Source organism: Escherichia sp. WS3227_2 (assembly GCF_046486495.1).
GTDB classification, from domain to species: Bacteria; Pseudomonadota; Gammaproteobacteria; order Enterobacterales; family Enterobacteriaceae; genus Escherichia; species Escherichia coli.
This window is the reverse complement of the sequence record NZ_JBJQLG010000002.1, coordinates 187,241-205,274: the sequence shown is the minus strand read 5'-3', so window position 1 is coordinate 205,274 and position 18,034 is coordinate 187,241. Positions and strand designations below refer to the sequence as shown.

The following is an 18,034-nucleotide window of genomic DNA, read 5'->3' as shown; positions in this document are numbered from 1 at the left end:
ACCCCCAAAATATCAAGAGGTTGAAAGATGGATTTTAATTTAAATGATGAGCAGGAACTGTTTGTCGCCGGTATCCGCGAACTGATGGCCAGCGAAAACTGGGAGGCCTATTTTGCCGAGTGCGACCGTGACAGCGTCTACCCGGAACGTTTTGTCAAAGCACTGGCGGATATGGGTATCGACAGTCTGCTGATCCCTGAAGAGCACGGTGGTCTGGACGCGGGGTTTGTTACTCTCGCCGCCGTGTGGATGGAGCTGGGACGTCTGGGGGCACCAACCTATGTGCTGTACCAGTTGCCGGGCGGGTTCAATACCTTCCTGCGCGAAGGCACACAAGAGCAGATCGACAAGATTATGGCTTTCCGCGGCACCGGTAAGCAGATGTGGAACTCAGCGATTACCGAACCGGGCGCGGGCTCCGACGTGGGTAGCCTGAAAACGACTTATACCCGTAGAAATGGTAAGATTTATCTTAATGGTAGTAAGTGTTTTATTACCAGCAGCGCCTACACCCCGTACATCGTGGTGATGGCGCGCGACGGGGCTTCTCCGGACAAACCTGTCTACACCGAATGGTTTGTTGATATGAGCAAACCGGGCATCAAAGTGACCAAACTTGAAAAGCTCGGTCTGCGTATGGATAGCTGCTGTGAAATCACCTTTGACGATGTGGAACTGGACGAGAAAGACATGTTCGGTCGGGAAGGTAACGGCTTTAACCGCGTCAAAGAAGAGTTCGACCATGAACGTTTCCTGGTAGCCCTGACCAACTACGGTACGGCGATGTGCGCCTTTGAAGATGCGGCGCGCTACGCCAACCAGCGCGTGCAGTTTGGCGAGGCTATTGGTCGTTTCCAGTTGATTCAGGAAAAATTCGCCCACATGGCGATCAAATTAAACTCCATGAAAAACATGCTGTATGAAGCAGCGTGGAAAGCAGACAACGGCACCATCACCTCTGGCGATGCAGCGATGTGCAAATACTTCTGCGCCAATGCGGCATTTGAAGTGGTGGATAGCGCAATGCAGGTGCTGGGCGGTGTCGGGATTGCGGGCAACCACCGCATCAGCCGCTTCTGGCGTGATCTGCGTGTAGACCGCGTCTCCGGGGGATCTGACGAAATGCAGATCCTGACGCTGGGTCGCGCGGTGCTGAAGCAATACCGCTAAGTCCGTGCGCTGCCTGATGCGACGCTGACGCGTCTTATCAGGCCTACGGTCTGCCGGATAAGGCGTTTACCGCCACATCCGGCAGTCATGCGCTACATAAATTTTTCAGGAGCTAATAATGGATCATCTACCCATGCCGAAATTCGGGCCGCTGGCCGGATTGCGCGTTGTCTTCTCCGGTATCGAAATCGCCGGGCCGTTCGCCGGGCAAATGTTCGCAGAATGGGGCGCGGAAGTTATTTGGATCGAGAACGTCGCCTGGGCCGACACCATTCGCGTTCAACCTAACTACCCGCAGCTCTCCCGCCGCAATTTGCACGCGCTGTCGTTAAACATTTTCAAAGATGAAGGCCGCGAAGCGTTTCTGAAATTAATGGAAACCACCGATATCTTCATCGAAGCCAGTAAAGGTCCGGCCTTTGCCCGTCGTGGCATTACCGATGAAGTCCTGTGGCAGCACAACCCGAAACTGGTTATCGCTCACCTGTCCGGTTTTGGTCAGTACGGCACCGAGGAGTACACCAATCTTCCGGCCTATAACACCATCGCCCAGGCCTTCAGTGGTTACCTGATTCAGAACGGTGATGTTGACCAGCCAATGCCTGCCTTCCCGTATACCGCCGATTACTTTTCTGGCCTGACCGCCACCACGGCGGCGCTGGCAGCACTGCATAAAGTGCGTGAAACCGGTAAAGGCGAAAGTATCGACATCGCCATGTATGAAGTGATGCTGCGTATGGGCCAGTACTTCATGATGGATTACTTCAACGGCGGCGAAATGTGCCCGCGCATGACCAAAGGTAAAGATCCCTACTACGCCGGTTGCGGTCTGTACAAATGCGCCGACGGCTACATCGTGATGGAACTGGTGGGCATTACTCAAATTGAAGAGTGCTTTAAAGATATTGGCCTCGCACATCTGCTCGGTACGTCGGAAATCCCGGAAGGCACTCAGCTTATCCACCGTATCGAATGCCCTTACGGCCCACTGGTAGAAGAGAAACTCGATGCCTGGCTGGCGGCACATACCATCGCAGAAGTTAAAGAACGCTTTGCCGAACTGAATATCGCCTGTGCCAAAGTACTGACCGTACCGGAACTGGAAAGCAATCCACAGTATGTGGCTCGCGAATCAATCACTCAGTGGCAAACGATGGATGGTCGCACCTGCAAGGGGCCGAATATCATGCCGAAATTCAAAAATAACCCCGGAAAAATCTGGCGCGGAATGCCCTCACATGGCATGGACACGGCTGCCATTTTGAAAAATATCGGCTACAGCGAAAACGACATTCAGGAGTTGGTCAGCAAAGGTCTGGCCAAAGTTGAGGACTAAACGCGTGGCGTCAGTCGGCTTGCCTGACTAGCGCCCGCCCAATAACAAACGAACAACAATGGATAGAGGTGCAATGGATATCATTGGCGGACAACATCTACGTCAAATGTGGGACGATCTGGCGGACGTTTACGGTCATAAAACGGCGCTGATTTGTGAATCCAGCAGCGGAGTCGTTAACCGGTATAGTTATCTTGAGTTAAATCAGGAGATTAACCGCACGGCAAACCTGTTTTATACGCTGGGGATTCGCAAAGGCGACAAGGTTGCTCTACATCTCGACAACTGCCCGGAATTTATCTTTTGCTGGTTCGGGCTGGCAAAAATTGGCGCGATTATGGTGCCGATTAACGCCCGCCTGTTACGCGAGGAAAGCGCGTGGATCCTGCAAAATAGCCAGGCGTGCCTGCTGGTGACCAGTGCGCAATTTTATCCTATGTATCAACAGATTCAGCAGGAAGATGCCTCTCAGTTGCGGCACATTTGCCTGATAGATATGGCACTTCCCGCTGATGATGGCGTGAGTTCGTTTACTCAACTGAAAAATCAACAACCTGCCACCTTGTGCTATGCACCGCCGCTATCGACTGACGATACGGCGGAAATTCTCTTCACCTCCGGCACCACCTCCCGACCGAAAGGTGTGGTGATTACCCATTACAACCTGCGCTTCGCTGGATATTACTCCGCCTGGCAATGTGCACTGCGTGACGATGACGTCTACCTGACGGTAATGCCTGCGTTTCATATTGACTGCCAGTGTACTGCGGCGATGGCGGCGTTTTCTGCCGGGGCCACCTTTGTGCTGGTCGAGAAATACAGCGCCCGCGCCTTCTGGGGACAGGTGCAGAAGTACCGCGCCACCATTACCGAATGTATTCCGATGATGATTCGTACGTTGATGGTGCAGCCGCCTTCAGCGAACGATCGGCAACACTGCCTGCGGGAAGTGATGTTTTATCTCAACCTGTCGGAGCAGGAAAAAGACGCGTTTTGTGAACGCTTCAGCGTTCGCTTGCTGACGTCTTATGGGATGACGGAAACCATTGTGGGCATTATCGGCGATCGCCCTGGCGATAAACGACGCTGGCCGTCGATTGGTCGGGCGGGCTTTTGCTACGAAGCGGAGATCCGCGACGATCACAATCGTCCCCTCCCGGCTGGTGAGCTCGGTGAAATCTGTATTAAAGGCGTACCAGGGAAAACCATCTTCAAAGAGTATTTTCTCAACCCGAAAGCCACTGCGAAAGTACTGGAAGCCGATGGCTGGCTACATACCGGCGATACCGGATACCGCGACGAAGAGGGCTTTTTTTATTTCGTCGATCGCCGCTGCAATATGATCAAACGCGGTGGCGAGAATGTCTCCTGCGTGGAGCTGGAAAATATTATCGCCGCGCACCCGAAAATTCAGGACATCGTGGTTGTGGGTATTAAAGATTCGATTCGCGATGAAGCCATCAAAGCATTTGTGGTGCTGAATGAAGGTGAAACATTGAGCGAAGAGGAATTTTTCCGCTTCTGCGAACAAAATATGGCGAAATTTAAAGTGCCCTCTTATCTGGAGATCAGAAAAGATCTGCCACGTAATTGCTCGGGGAAAATAATTAGAAAGAATCTGAAATAAATGAAACGGCAGGGAACTACCCTGCCAGCTAATAATCACGCTCTAAAACAATATGCATTTTTTGCAGGGATGTTGTCGTCCCTGAAAAAGCAAAAATGGAGAAAAGGAATGAGTGAATCATTACATCTGACCCGCAATGGATCAATTCTGGAAATTACCCTTGATCGTCCAAAAGCGAATGCTATTGATGCAAAAACCAGCTTTGAAATGGGCGAAGTATTTCTAAATTTCCGTGACGATCCGCAATTACGTGTCGCCATTATTACCGGTGCCGGAGAGAAGTTCTTTTCCGCGGGCTGGGATTTAAAAGCGGCAGCAGAAGGCGAAGCACCGGATGCTGACTTTGGCCCGGGTGGATTTGCGGGATTAACCGAAATTTTCAATCTCGACAAACCGGTTATCGCAGCTGTGAACGGCTATGCCTTTGGCGGCGGCTTTGAACTGGCGCTGGCGGCAGATTTTATTGTCTGTGCCGATAACGCCAGCTTCGCCCTGCCGGAAGCCAAACTGGGCATCGTTCCTGACAGCGGCGGCGTGCTGCGTCTGCCGAAGATCCTGCCGCCTGCCATCGTCAATGAAATGGTGATGACCGGCAGAAGAATGGGCGCAGAAGAGGCGCTGCGTTGGGGGGTAGTCAACCGCGTAGTTAGCCAGGCGGAACTGATGGATAACGCCCGCGAACTGGCGCAGCAGCTGGTTAACAGCGCTCCGCTGGCGATTGCGGCGCTGAAAGAGATCTACCGCACCACCAGCGAAATGCCGGTAGAAGAAGCGTATCGCTATATTCGCAGCGGCGTGTTGAAACACTATCCGTCGGTTCTGCATTCGGAAGATGCCATTGAAGGACCGCTGGCGTTTGCCGAGAAGCGCGATCCGGTGTGGAAAGGACGTTAACAACCGTGAGCTATTACGCCTTTGAGGGGTTAATTCCGATTGTTCACCCGACGGCGTTTGTCCATCCCAGTGCAGTCTTGATTGGCGATGTGATTGTGGGAGCCGGTGTCTACATCGGCCCACTCGCCTCACTGCGTGGTGACTACGGGCGGTTGATCGTGCAAGCGGGAGCCAATATTCAGGATGGCTGCATTATGCATGGCTACTGCGACACTGACACCATCGTTGGGGAAAACGGCCATATCGGGCACGGAGCGATCCTGCATGGTTGTGTGATTGGTCGCGATGCATTGGTCGGGATGAACAGCGTGATTATGGATGGCGCGGTCATTGGCGAAGAGAGCATTGTTGCCGCCATGAGCTTTGTCAAAGTGGGCTTTCGCGGCGAGAAACGCCAGTTGTTGATGGGTACGCCAGCCCGCGCTGTACGCAGCGTGAGTGACGACGAGTTACACTGGAAACGGTTGAATACCAAAGAGTATCAGGATCTTGTCGGGCGCTGTCATGCATCGTTACATGAAACGCAGCCACTGAGGCAAATGGAGGAAAATCGCCCCCGTTTGCAGGGGACGACGGATGTGATGCCGAAACGGTGATCTTTCCGGATGCGGCGTAAACGCCTTATCCGACCTGGCTGGAAAGCAATCGTAGGCCGGATAAGATGCGCCAGCATCGCATCCGGCGATCAGGTCGCACGGTATCAACGAAATGACATTAACGACGCATACTCTTTGACAACATCATCTGCCACTTCTGCTCGCGGTTAAGTTCCGTGAGCGGAACGGCAGGAATACGCGGCGTCTTTCTTACGCCGACTAATTTTTCCCGACTGTTATTGCGCAGGCGCGCGTAAATTTGCTCATCGATATCGACCACTTTAACCAGTCGCTGACACTGGCATCCCCGCCCTTCCAGCTTATTAGGGATCATCTTAACTTCGCAGCTTATTTCTGTGACTTCCGACAGAATATAAGTCAGGGTATTAACCGCCTTGCTGTGTTCAATATCGAAATGAATAGAGATCTCTCTTGCTATCACCCACCGATTTTCAGCCATCATCCATTCGGCGATTAACAAGTAGAGTGGTTTTTCAACATATCCTTCACACATACGAACTCCAGTTTCACAAATTAAAAGTCTGGCTATGACTCGTTTTGAAGCAATTAAACAAGGCCATATTAAAATTGTGGATATATCGATAGTATGCAACTTCACCGTCGATAAGTGTGAGCTAAATCCTGCTTATGTCATCAAAAATATCGATTCCCCAAAAGATTTACTTAATGGGCAAAAAAAACGGTCCTCATCAGAGAACCGTATTAGTTATTCGATCAAATTAGCGGATGAAAAATATCCGCCATGACACGCTATTATTTGATCTGCGCGTGCATTTCCTGCACCGAAATTACTTTTTCGGTCGCATCAGCATTCAGCGCCATCGCAGTAGCGAAACCACCGTTCAGAGTGGTGTCATAATGCACTTTATATTGCAGCGCACTGCGACGAATCACGCGGGAGTCTTCAATCGCGCGACGACCTGAGGTGGTGTTGATGATGTAGGTATATTCGCCATTCTTGATGCGGTCCTGAATGTGCGGACGGCCTTCATGCACCTTGTTTACCAGACGCGGATTGATACCCGCTTCGCCCAGCACAATCGCCGTGCCGTGGGTCGCATCCAGCTCGAAGCCCTGTTTCAGCAGTTTTGCCGCCAGGTCCACCACGCGTTCTTTGTCGCCTTCGCGCACGGAAAGCAGCGCACGACCGTGTTTCTTCATGGTGGAGTTGCTGCCCAGCTGCGCTTTGGCGAACGCTTCAGCGAAGGTGCGGCCCACGCCCATGACTTCCCCGGTAGAGCGCATTTCTGGCCCTAACAGCGGGTCAACGCCGGGGAATTTATTGAACGGCAGCACCACTTCTTTCACCGAGTAGTACGGAGGGATAACTTCTTTGGTTACGCCCTGCTCGGCCAGCGTTTTGCCTGCCATCACGCGCGCCGCCACTTTCGCCAGCGGTACGCCGGTGGCTTTGGAGACGAACGGAACGGTACGCGCCGCACGCGGGTTAACTTCAATCAGGTAGACTTCGTTGTTTTTAACCGCAAACTGCACGTTCATCAGGCCGCGCACCTGCAATTCGAAGGCCAGTTTCTGCACCTGCTGGCGCATCACATCCTGAATTTCCTGACTTAAGGTGTAGGCTGGCAGAGAACATGCGGAGTCACCGGAGTGCACGCCCGCCTGCTCGATGTGCTCCATGATGCCGCCAATCAGCACCATTTCGCCGTCGCAGATGGCATCCACGTCAACTTCTACTGCGTCATCAAGGAAATGATCCAGCAACACTGGCGCATCGTTAGACACGCTAACCGCCGTCTGGAAGTAGCGACGCAGGTCAGCTTCGTCATAGACGATTTCCATCGCCCGACCGCCGAGAACGTAAGACGGACGTACCACCAGCGGGTAGCCAATCTCTTTCGCCTTCTCTACCGCCATTTCAATAGCGGTAACGGTGGCGTTCGCCGGTTGTTTCAGTTTCAGACGGTCAACTGCATGCTGGAAGCGTTCACGGTCTTCCGCACGGTCGATAGCATCCGGGCTGGTGCCGATAACCGGTACGCCAGCGGCTTCCAGTGCGCGCGCCAGTTTCAGCGGGGTCTGGCCGCCGTACTGAACGATAACACCTTTCGGCTTCTCAATACGCACGATTTCCAGCACATCTTCCAGAGTTACCGGCTCGAAGTAGAGGCGATCGGAAGTGTCGTAGTCAGTGGAGACGGTTTCCGGGTTACAGTTAACCATAATGGTTTCGTAACCGTCTTCGCGCAGCGCCAGTGAGGCGTGTACGCAACAGTAGTCGAATTCGATACCCTGACCGATACGGTTCGGGCCGCCGCCGAGGACCATGATTTTGTCACGGTCAGATGGGTTGGATTCGCACTCTTCTTCATAAGTGGAGTACATATAAGCGGTGTCGGTAGCAAACTCTGCCGCACAGGTATCCACGCGCTTGTAAACCGGGTGCAGGTCATACTGGTCACGCAGCTTACGGATTTCTGCTTCACGCACGCCCGCGAGTTTTGCCAGACGCGCATCGGCAAAGCCTTTGCGTTTCAGCTGGCGCAGGAAGTCAGCGTTCAGGCCAGTGATGCCCACTTCCGCTACTTTCTCTTCCAGACGCACCAGTTCTTCAATTTGTACCAGGAACCAGCGGTCAATGTTGGTCAGGTTAAAGACGCCATCTACAGACAGGCCCGCACGGAAAGCATCGGCGATGTACCAGATACGCTCTGCGCCTGCATCTTTCAGTTCGCGGCGGATTTTGGTCAGCGCTTCCGGGTCATCGAGGCTGACTTTCGGGTCAAAGCCAGTCGCACCGACTTCCAGGCCGCGCAGCGCTTTTTGCAGGGATTCCTGCTGCGTGCGACCAATCGCCATCACTTCGCCAACCGATTTCATCTGAGTGGTCAGACGGTCGTTCGCCCCGGCGAATTTCTCGAAGTTGAAGCGAGGAATTTTGGTGACCACGTAGTCGATGGACGGCTCGAAGGAGGCCGGAGTACGCCCGCCGGTGATGTCGTTCATCAGTTCGTCGAGGGTGTAACCCACCGCCAGTTTCGCCGCCACTTTAGCAATCGGGAAGCCGGTCGCTTTCGACGCCAGCGCCGAAGAACGCGACACGCGCGGGTTCATTTCGATAACAATCAAGCGACCGTTTTTCGGGTTCACCGCAAACTGGACGTTAGAACCACCGGTTTCAACGCCGATTTCACGCAGCACCGCCATCGAGGCGTTACGCATGATTTGATATTCTTTGTCGGTCAGCGTTTGGGCTGGCGCGACAGTGATGGAGTCACCGGTGTGGATGCCCATCGCATCAAAGTTTTCGATAGAGCAGACGATGATGCAGTTGTCGTTTTTATCACGCACCACTTCCATCTCGTACTCTTTCCAGCCGATCAGCGACTCATCAATCAGCAGCTCTTTAGTCGGAGAGAGATCCAGACCGCGGGCGCAAATTTCTTCAAACTCTTCGCGGTTATAAGCGATACCGCCGCCGCTACCGCCCATGGTAAAGGATGGACGAATAATGCATGGGAAGCCCACGTCAGCGGCAACCGCCAGCGCTTCTTCCATCGTATGTGCGATACCGGAACGCGCAGTTTCCAGACCGATTTTCTTCATCGCTACGTCGAAACGGCGGCGGTCTTCGGCTTTATCAATCGCGTCGGCGGTGGCACCAATCATGGTGACGCCGAACTCTTCCAGCACGCCCTGACGTTCCAGCTCCAGCGCGCAGTTCAGCGCCGTCTGACCGCCCATCGTTGGCAGCACCGCGTCCGGGCGCTCTTTTTCAATAATCTTGCGTACCACTTCCCAGTGAATCGGCTCGATGTAGGTCGCATCAGCCATTTCCGGGTCGGTCATGATGGTCGCCGGGTTGGAGTTCACCAGAATGACGCGATAACCCTCTTCGCGCAGGGCTTTACATGCTTGCGCGCCAGAGTAGTCAAACTCACACGCCTGGCCGATAACAATCGGGCCCGCACCCAGAATCAGGATACTTTTTATATCTGTACGTTTTGGCATGGCTCTTTTACTCCTGATTACTTAGCGGTTTTACGGTACTGCTCAATTAACTCGATAAAGTGGTCGAACAACGGCGCGGCGTCGTGTGGACCAGGGCTGGCTTCAGGGTGCCCCTGGAAGCTGAACGCCGGTTTATCGGTGCGATGAATGCCCTGTAACGTACCGTCGAACAGGGATTTATGCGTGACACGCAGGTTTGCAGGTAATGTTGCTTCATCCACCGCAAAACCGTGGTTCTGGGCGGTGATCATCACCACGTTTTTCTCAACATCTTTAACCGGATGGTTGCCGCCGTGGTGACCAAATTTCATTTTGACAGTCTTCGCACCGCTCGCCAGCGCCAGCAGCTGATGACCGAGGCAGATGCCGAATACCGGAATATCGGTTTCGAGGAATTTCTGGATGGCGGTAATGGCGTAATCGCATGGGGCCGGGTCGCCAGGACCGTTGGAGAGGAAGATGCCGTCTGGATTCATTTTCAGCACGTCTTCCGCAGAAGTTTGCGCCGGAACGATGGTCAGGCGACAGCCTCTATCCACCAGCATCCGCAGGATGTTGCGCTTGGCACCAAAATCATAAGCCACGACGTGGAACGGCAGCTCGTCTTCTTTTTTCGCTTCTGGCAGGCCGCCGGTCAACGTCCAGCTCCCTTGTGTCCAGCTATAGGCTTCTGCGGTGGTCACTTCTTTTGCCAGATCCATGCCGTTCAGACCTGGGAACGCGCGGGCTTTTTCTAATGCCAGCGCCGCATCCGGGTTATCGCCTGCGATAATGCAGCCATTCTGTGCGCCTTTCTCGCGCAGTAAACGCGTCAGCTTACGGGTATCGATATCGGCAATCGCCACGATGTTATGGCGCTTCAGATAAGAAGAGAGGTCTTCGGTATTACGGAAGTTGCTGGCAATCAGCGGCAGGTCGCGAATCACCAGACCTTGTGCATGTACCTGAGAAGATTCTTCATCGGCGTCATTAGTGCCGACATTGCCAATATGGGGATAAGTAAGAGTAACGATTTGACGAGAATAGGAAGGATCAGTGAGGATTTCTTGATAACCGGTCATTGAAGTATTGAAAACGACTTCCCCAACCGCCGAACCTGTTGCCCCTATGGCCCGACCGTGAAACTGGGTTCCGTCTTCCAGAACCAATAGCGCTGACTTAATCAAAACACCCTCCAGAGAATATTCACTCACTTTATTTGCATATTAATTCACAATGATGACGTAAATCAATGCAAATCTGCTTACCGACGAATTTCTGGCAAACGGCGGCATTCTGGAGATATGGGCGCTAAAAGTCAACTTAATGGCGGGATTTTTTATATTATTTTGTGGCTCATGCATGTTTTACAGGCATTAAGCGACAAAAAGATCATATAACATGTTCTGGAAAACGCTTGCGCAGCAAGAAGATTGCATGAAATAAAAATGAGCAGAAAAAAGTGGACCAGATGGTCAAAATTTACATTAAAACAACAAAAACAGAAGACAAAACGTGTAATTTTTAGCACTTACATAAAATTTAAAAACATAATACCAAAAATAAAAGGGCTAAAAATTAAAGCCCTTTATAATCAATAAATTAAATGTGTTATTTTTGCATCATCATAAACATTTTGTGGTTACAATTTATTGAGATCAAGCACATCTCGCATATCAAAAAGACCACTTTCCTTACCACTCAACCACAAAGCCGATCTTACCGCACCGTTAGCAAATGTCATGCGGCTGGACGCCTTATGGGTGATCTCCAGACGCTCACCAATATCGGCAAACATCGCGGTATGTTCACCAACGATGTCACCTGCACGCACGGTGGCAAATCCAATGGTGCCAGGCACACGTTCACCGGTATGGCCTTCACGACTGTAGACCGCGCAATCTTTCAGATCTTTATCCAGAGCGTGGGCGATCGCCTCTCCCATTGCCAGTGCGGTACCTGACGGCGCATCAACTTTATGTCTATGATGTGCTTCAATAATTTCGATATCGGTGTAGTCCCCCATCACTTTGGCTGCTTTCTCCAGCAGCTTAAGCATGACGTTAACGCCAACGCTAAAATTGGCGGCAAAGACAATCGCAATATCGGCGGCGGCGTCACGAATCGCCTGTTTACCGGCTTCGTCAAACCCCGTAGTGCCGATCACCATCCCTTTGCCATGCTGGCGACAAAAAGCGAGATGCTTCAGCGTACCTTCCGGACGGGTAAAATCGATAAACACATCAAAATCATCTTTTATCGCATCAAGACTACTTTGCACAGTAACGCCTGTTTTCCCGGCTCCGGCCAGTTCGCCCGCATCGCTGCCCAGTAAAGAAGATCCTTCACGCTCCAGCGCCGCGCCAAGCTGCACGCCCTCTAATGCCAGCGCCGCCTGAATCAACTGGCGGCCCATACGCCCCCCGGCTCCCGCGATGGCAACGCGGATGTTTGCATCATGCATAGCTATTCTCTTTTGTTAATTTGCATAGACCGTTTTCAGAGTAACCAGCGCATCGCTACGCCGCCAGCCAAAAACGCTGATAATTAGAAATTAATGATAAACAGGGAGGGATATCAGTGAAAGGCATGAGTCGATGAATGACTGCATGCCGATAACATGTGACAGGTTACGGCACCAGGGCCAGCACCTCAGCCACCCACTGCTGGAAGCCTTTTACATCCAGATTCAATGCTACCTGTACATTGGCTGGTTTGCCCAGGCAACCGTCGATATCAACAACCGTCGTGCCTGAGGTAAATTCACCCTGAGTTTCTACCGCGACAAAACACGGCTTGAGGGTGAATAAGTCCGGGCGCACCAGCCAGGCAATGGCGCAGAGATCGTGCATTCGCAGTCCACTTTGCATACTGCCGCTACGGTAGTGGCTAAACAGGGCGTGTAGCATTTTTCCGGTACGATTCAACTCCGGCAAAGTAGCGAGATAGTCAGGGGTTAATATTGCCTGATTGGTGACATCCAGACCACACATGACGATTTCGATGCCGCTACGGAAGACACAGGCTGCCGCTTCTGGATCGGCAGCGATATTAAACTCGGCGTTTGGTGTGCAGTTGCCGCGACCAGCAGAACCGCCCATGATCACCAGACGGCGAATATGCGGTTTGCATTCCGGGCATTGTGAAAGTAACAGCGCAATATTGGTTAACGGGCCGATGGCCACCAGGGTAACAGGCTCAGGCGCACGCATCAGGGCATCACGAATCGCCAGAAACGCTGGTATCCCGAGTGGCTTTCGGTTGTGCTCAACAAAGTCGTAGCCAGCCATTCCCGATTCGCCGTGCACAGATGCCGCATCACGCGGTGCGCGTACCAGCGGCACAGCGGCTCCCTGAGCGAGCGGAATCTCCGCATTCCAGAAATGCAGCAGTTGCAGGGCGTTGCGGGTGGTTTTCTCAACCGAGACATTACCCGCGACGGTGGTCATCAGTTGCAGGTCGAGTTCGGGGGCAAAAATCGCGGCAGCAATGGCGACGGCATCGTCAATGCCGGGGTCAGTATCGAGGAAGATAGGTAAATGCATGTTTTCTCCATAAAAAATGCCGGTAACAAGACCGGCATTTTCGCATAACTTAGGCTGCTAATGACTTAATCGACTTCACGAATATCGACACGCAGCTCTTTCGGCACTTCGAAAACAATGTTTTCTTCACGGCCTTCCAGCGGAATGGCTTCACCACCACCCAGCTGCTGCAAACGTGCCACCACATTCTGCACCAGAATATCCGGAGCCGATGCGCCCGCAGTCACGCCGACGCATTTAACCTCTTTCACCCACTCTTCCTGGATATCTTTCGCATCGTCAATCAAAAACGCGCGTTTGCCCATCCGCTGGGCCAGCTCCGCCAGACGGTTGGAGTTGGAGGAGTTTTTCGAACCGACCACCAGCACAACTTCCGCCTGTTCTGCCAGGGCGCGTACCGCTTCCTGACGGTTAGTCGTGGCGTAGCAGATGTCATCTTTGCGCGGACCGACAATTTTCGGGAAGCGTTTACGCAGCGCGTCGATCACATCAGACGTGTCATCCACCGACAGAGTGGTTTGGGTCATAAAGGAGAGCTTCTCTTCGTTTTTGACCGTCAGTTTCCACACATCGTCTGGCGATTCGACCAGATACATTCCCCCTTCCGGGTTACTGTACTGGCCCATCGTACCTTCCACTTCCGGGTGCCCGGCGTGGCCGATGAGAATAGATTCTTCGCCACGGCGACTGGCGCGGGCGACTTCCATATGCACTTTGGTCACCAGCGGGCAGGTGGCGTCGAATACCGTTAAATCACGGCTTTTCGCTTCGTTACGTACCGCCTGAGAAACACCGTGTGCGGAGAAAATCAGGATCGCGCCGTCCGGTACTTCGCTAATCTGCTCAATAAAGATAGCCCCACGCTCGCGCAGGCTATCGACCACGTAGCGGTTATGCACCACTTCGTGACGGACATATATCGGTGCGCCGTAAATGGCCAGCGCGTTTTCAACAATGCTGATAGCGCGGTCTACCCCGGCACAAAAACCACGCGGGTTGGCCAACAGGATCTGCATGTTACGCCTCCAGTGCCGGATCGATTTCCAGCACTTCAATATCAAAATGAACGGTCTGCCCGGCCAGCGGATGGTTGAAATCAACGGTAATGGAGTCGCCGTTAATTTCGCGGATCACACCTGGCATCTCACTGCCATCCATTGCGGTAAAAAGCATGATTGCGCCAATTTCTGGCTCGCCTGCATCCATAAATTCACGGCGGGAGAAGTACTGAATCAGATCCGGTGACGGCACGCCAAACGCCGCATCTGGCTCCAGCGAGAAGGTGGTTTTATCGCCCACTTTCAGCCCCAGCAAGTGTTGCTCCAGCCCTTCAGAAAGAGAAGCATCACCCAGGCGGAACAGCGCCGGTTTACCGTTGTTGCGGGTAGACTCGGCGGTGGTGCCATCGTCGAGTTTTAGCGTGAAGTGCACCAGGACGGCGCTATTGCTCTGTACAGATTCAGACATGCAGGTTTGCTCTTATATTTTGAGGATTTTTGCCGGATGCGGCCTACGATTTCGCAGCAATCTGTAGGCTGCATCCGGCAGGGTTTATTATTGTTTTTTCGCTTTAGAAGGTAAAAAACCTTCCAGCACAATCAGTGCCGCACCGACACAGATGGCAGTATCGGCAAGGTTGAAGGTGGCGAAGTGCCAGTCGCCGACGTAGAAGTCGATCATATCGACAACGAAGCCGTGCCACAGGCGGTCGAACAGGTTGCCCAGCGCGCCGCCAATAATCAGCGCGTAAGCGATATTGTTTAGCTTCTGCGTGGCCTTCGAGCGATACATCATCACTGCCAGGATCACGCTAATACCAATCGCAATACCGGCAAAGAACCAACGCTGCCAGCCGCCGCTATCGGCAAGGAAACTAAACGCCGCGCCATAGTTACGCGCATAATGCAGATTAAGCGACGGGAACAGCGGGACCGTATCCCCCAGAGCAAAGTTCTGGAGGATCAGGTACTTGCTGCCCAGATCGATAATCAGCACGACTACCACCAGCCACAGCCAGCGTAGCCCTGTTGAACAGATCGATTGGCTCATCAGGCAAACTTACGTTTTTCACCGTCACCGGCGACGTTGCTGACACAGCGGCCGCAGATTTCTGCGTGTTCCGCCACCTTGCCGACATCCTGGGTGTAGTGCCAGCAGCGTGGGCACTTCTCACCTTCGGCTTTACTCAACGCGACTTTCAGCCCTTTGAGTACCTCGCTCTGCTGAGCATCAGCAGGTGCATCGTTATAGTCTGCAACGGTAGCGCCGGAGGTCAACAGGACAAATCGTAATTCATCGCCCAGCGCGGTCAATTTCGCCGCCAGTTCCGGTTCTGCATACAAGGTTACTGCCGCTTCCAGCGAGCCGCCCACTTTCTTGTCGGCACGCGCTTGCTCAATGACTTTGTTCACTTCGCCACGCACTTTCAACAGCTCGTCCCAGAACGCATCGTTCATTGCTTCACTGTCTGCCAGACCAAACAGGCCTTCGTACCACTCACCGGTGAAGACGTATTTTTCACGTTCGCCCGGCAGGTAGCCCCACACTTCATCAGCGGTGAAGGAGAGGATTGGTGCCATCCAGCGCACCAGCGCTTCTGCGATATGATACAGCGCAGTCTGGCAGCTACGACGCGCCACGCTGTCCGCTTTGGCGGTGTACTGACGGTCTTTGATGATGTCGAGGTAGAAGGAACCCATCTCAACGGAGCAGAAGCGCATCAGACGCTGTACCACTTCGTGGAAATCGTATGCTTCGTATGCCTTGAGGATGTCTTCCTGTGCCGCTTTCGCACAACCTACGGCCCAGCGATCCAGTACCACCATCTCTTCCGGTTTCACCATATCTTTTGCCGGATCAAAACCGTTCAGGTTTGCCAGCAGGAAGCGCGCGGTGTTACGGATACGACGATAGCTGTCGGCAGCACGCTTCAGGATCTCGTCAGAAACAGCCATTTCGCCGGTGTAGTCGGTTGATGCCACCCACAGACGCAGAATATCCGCGCCCAGTTTGTTCATCACATCCTGCGGCGAAACGGTGTTGCCGATGGATTTAGACATCTTGCGGCCCTGACCATCCACGGTAAAGCCGTGGGTCAGTACCTGACGATACGGTGCTTTGCCCTTCATCGCGGTAGAGATCATCAGAGAGGACATGAACCAGCCACGGTGCTGGTCTGAACCTTCCAGATACATGTCCGCAGCGTGACCGGCAAATTCCGGACGCACGTCAACAACGGAAGAGTGGGTAGATCCGGAGTCAAACCATACGTCGAGAGTATCCGGCACTTTCACGTACTGATCAGCTTCATCGCCGAGGATCTCTTTCGCATCGAGATCCCACCACGCCTGGATGCCGTCAACTTCCACGCGTTTAGCCACTTCTTCCATCAGTTCGAGGGTACGCGGATGCAGCTCTTCCGTGTCTTTATGCACGAACAGTGACATCGGTACGCCCCAGGTGCGCTGACGGGAGATACACCAGTCAGGACGGTTAGCAACCATCGACTCGATACGCGCCTGGCCCCAGTCCGGGATCCACTGCACGCCTTTGATCTCTTTCAGTGACTGCGCACGCAGACCTTTCTGATCCATGCTGACGAACCACTGCGGCGTCGCGCGGAAGATGATCGGCGTTTTGTGACGCCAGCAGCACGGATAGCTGTGCTGCATTTTCTCAACGTGCAGCAGCGCGCCTTTTTCCTGCAGCAGCGCAACGACAATGTCGTTCGCTTTGAAGACGTTCACGCCATCCAGCGTCGGGTAAGTGCCCGGCAGATAAGTACCGTCCGGGCCAACCGGGTTAGCGGTTTCCAGGCCGTATTTCTGACCGATCACATAGTCGTCCGGGCCGTGGCCAGGCGCGGTGTGAACGGCACCGGTACCGGCATCCAGGGTAACGTGATCGCCGAGGATTGCCGGAACGTCGAAGCCCATAAACGGATGGGTAAAGCGCAGCAGCTCAAGCTCCGCACCTTTTACCGTGCCGAGAATGGTGTAATCGGTCACGCCGATACGCTGCATTACGCTTTCAACCAGATCTTTCGCCAGAATCACGGCCTGACCGTCGATCTGCACCAGCGCATAGTCGAAATCAGGTGCAATAGAGATTGCGCGGTTCGCAGGCAGAGTCCACGGCGTGGTGGTCCAGATCACCAGCGAGATTGGGCCGTTAACGTTGCTTACGGCAAATTTTGCTTTCAGTGCATCCTGATCGACCGCCTGGAAAGCAACGTCAATGGACGGAGAAGTTTTGTCGTAATACTCAACTTCCGCTTCCGCCAGCGCAGAACGGCAGTCAACGCACCAGTGTACCGGCTTCGCGCCTTTGTGCAGGTGACCGTTGCCGATGATTTTGCCCAGCGCGCGGATGATATTAGCTTCAGTTTTGAAGTCCATGGTCAGGTACGGGTGCGACCAGTCGCCCAGCACGCCCAGACGGATAAAGTCTTTACGCTGACCGTCAACCTGGGTCGCCGCGTATTCGCGGCACTTGGCGCGGAACTCAGCGGCGGTGAATTTCTCCCCCGGCTTACCGTATTCTTGCTCTACTTTCAGTTCGATTGGCAGACCATGACAGTCCCAGCCAGGCACATACGGCGAGTCATAACCGGAAAGCCCTTTGGACTTCACGATAATGTCTTTCAGAATCTTGTTAACCGAGTGACCAATATGAATGCTGCCATTCGCATAAGGAGGGCCATCATGCAGAATGAAGGTTTTTTTGCCTTTTTTAGCCGCACGGATGATGCCGTACAGATCATCATCAGTCCAACGCGCCAGCATTCCCGGTTCGCGCTTGGCGAGATCGCCACGCATCGGGAACCCTGTTTCCGGCAAATTCAGGGTTGATTTATAGTCACTCATCAGATTCTCGGTTCCGTATTTCGGTTTGA

At 53.3% G+C, this 18,034-nt stretch carries 14 protein-coding genes; 5 read left to right on the top strand and 9 right to left on the bottom strand.

The window, feature by feature from the left end:
- Positions 1 to 27 precede the first annotated feature (27 nt).
- From caiA to caiE, 5 genes are all read left to right on the top strand, one after another.
- A complete protein-coding gene (gene caiA / locus ACJHXB_RS04415; RefSeq protein WP_000347117.1) occupies positions 28 to 1,170 on the top strand; it encodes a crotonobetainyl-CoA dehydrogenase in 1,143 nt (380 codons plus the stop codon).
- Between the two features lie 118 nt (positions 1,171 to 1,288).
- Positions 1,289 to 2,506: an L-carnitine CoA-transferase gene (gene caiB / locus ACJHXB_RS04410; protein ID WP_000349954.1), complete on the top strand. Its 1,218-nt coding sequence runs from the start codon at positions 1,289 to 1,291 to the stop codon at positions 2,504 to 2,506.
- A 73-nt stretch (positions 2,507 to 2,579) separates the two neighbouring features.
- Complete coding sequence (gene caiC, locus ACJHXB_RS04405; RefSeq protein WP_001309938.1) at positions 2,580 to 4,133, top strand: crotonobetaine/carnitine-CoA ligase; 1,554 nt, start codon at positions 2,580 to 2,582, stop codon at positions 4,131 to 4,133.
- Positions 4,134 to 4,241: 108 nt separating this feature from the next.
- On the top strand, positions 4,242 to 5,027 hold the full coding sequence (gene caiD, locus ACJHXB_RS04400; protein WP_000004399.1) for a crotonobetainyl-CoA hydratase: 786 nt from the start codon (positions 4,242 to 4,244) through the stop codon (positions 5,025 to 5,027).
- 5 nt (positions 5,028 to 5,032) lie between these two features.
- Positions 5,033 to 5,623 carry a carnitine operon protein CaiE gene (gene caiE, locus ACJHXB_RS04395; RefSeq protein WP_001407186.1) on the top strand — a complete coding sequence of 197 codons (591 nt, stop codon included), beginning with the start codon at positions 5,033 to 5,035 and terminating at the stop codon, positions 5,621 to 5,623.
- 118 nt (positions 5,624 to 5,741) lie between these two features.
- On the opposite strand, the gene caiF is transcribed toward caiE, so the two are convergent.
- The 9 genes from caiF to ileS all read right to left on the bottom strand — a co-directional run bounded on the left by caiF (position 5,742) and on the right by ileS (position 18,005).
- Entirely contained in the window at positions 5,742 to 6,137 is a 396-nt protein-coding gene (gene caiF, locus ACJHXB_RS04390; RefSeq protein ID WP_000333125.1) for a carnitine metabolism transcriptional regulator CaiF, read from the bottom strand.
- A 260-nt stretch (positions 6,138 to 6,397) separates the two neighbouring features.
- The gene (gene carB, locus ACJHXB_RS04385; RefSeq protein WP_001126360.1) at positions 6,398 to 9,616 is read right to left on the bottom strand and encodes a carbamoyl-phosphate synthase large subunit; all 3,219 of its coding nucleotides are present in this window, start codon (positions 9,614 to 9,616) and stop codon (positions 6,398 to 6,400) included.
- Positions 9,617 to 9,633: 17 nt separating this feature from the next.
- A complete protein-coding gene (carA, locus tag ACJHXB_RS04380) occupies positions 9,634 to 10,782 on the bottom strand; it encodes a glutamine-hydrolyzing carbamoyl-phosphate synthase small subunit (RefSeq protein ID WP_000597260.1) in 1,149 nt (382 codons plus the stop codon).
- Positions 10,783 to 11,237: 455 nt separating this feature from the next.
- Entirely contained in the window at positions 11,238 to 12,059 is an 822-nt protein-coding gene (gene dapB, locus ACJHXB_RS04375; RefSeq protein WP_000543579.1) for a 4-hydroxy-tetrahydrodipicolinate reductase, read from the bottom strand.
- Between the two features lie 166 nt (positions 12,060 to 12,225).
- Positions 12,226 to 13,140 (bottom strand): ribonucleoside hydrolase RihC, encoded by a 915-nt coding sequence (rihC, locus tag ACJHXB_RS04370; RefSeq protein ID WP_410233465.1) that lies wholly within the window; start codon positions 13,138 to 13,140, stop codon positions 12,226 to 12,228.
- A 65-nt stretch (positions 13,141 to 13,205) separates the two neighbouring features.
- A complete protein-coding gene (ispH, locus tag ACJHXB_RS04365; RefSeq protein ID WP_001166395.1) occupies positions 13,206 to 14,156 on the bottom strand; it encodes a 4-hydroxy-3-methylbut-2-enyl diphosphate reductase in 951 nt (316 codons plus the stop codon).
- A gap of 1 nt (position 14,157) precedes the next feature.
- Complete coding sequence (fkpB, locus tag ACJHXB_RS04360; protein WP_000004655.1) at positions 14,158 to 14,607, bottom strand: FKBP-type peptidyl-prolyl cis-trans isomerase; 450 nt, start codon at positions 14,605 to 14,607, stop codon at positions 14,158 to 14,160.
- An 87-nt stretch (positions 14,608 to 14,694) separates the two neighbouring features.
- Complete coding sequence (lspA, locus tag ACJHXB_RS04355; protein WP_000083369.1) at positions 14,695 to 15,189, bottom strand: signal peptidase II; 495 nt, start codon at positions 15,187 to 15,189, stop codon at positions 14,695 to 14,697.
- The gene (ileS, locus tag ACJHXB_RS04350) at positions 15,189 to 18,005 is read right to left on the bottom strand and encodes an isoleucine--tRNA ligase (protein WP_001286856.1); all 2,817 of its coding nucleotides are present in this window, start codon (positions 18,003 to 18,005) and stop codon (positions 15,189 to 15,191) included. The genes lspA and ileS overlap by 1 nt, the downstream gene beginning before the upstream one ends.
- Between the last annotated feature and the right edge of the window lie 29 nt (positions 18,006 to 18,034).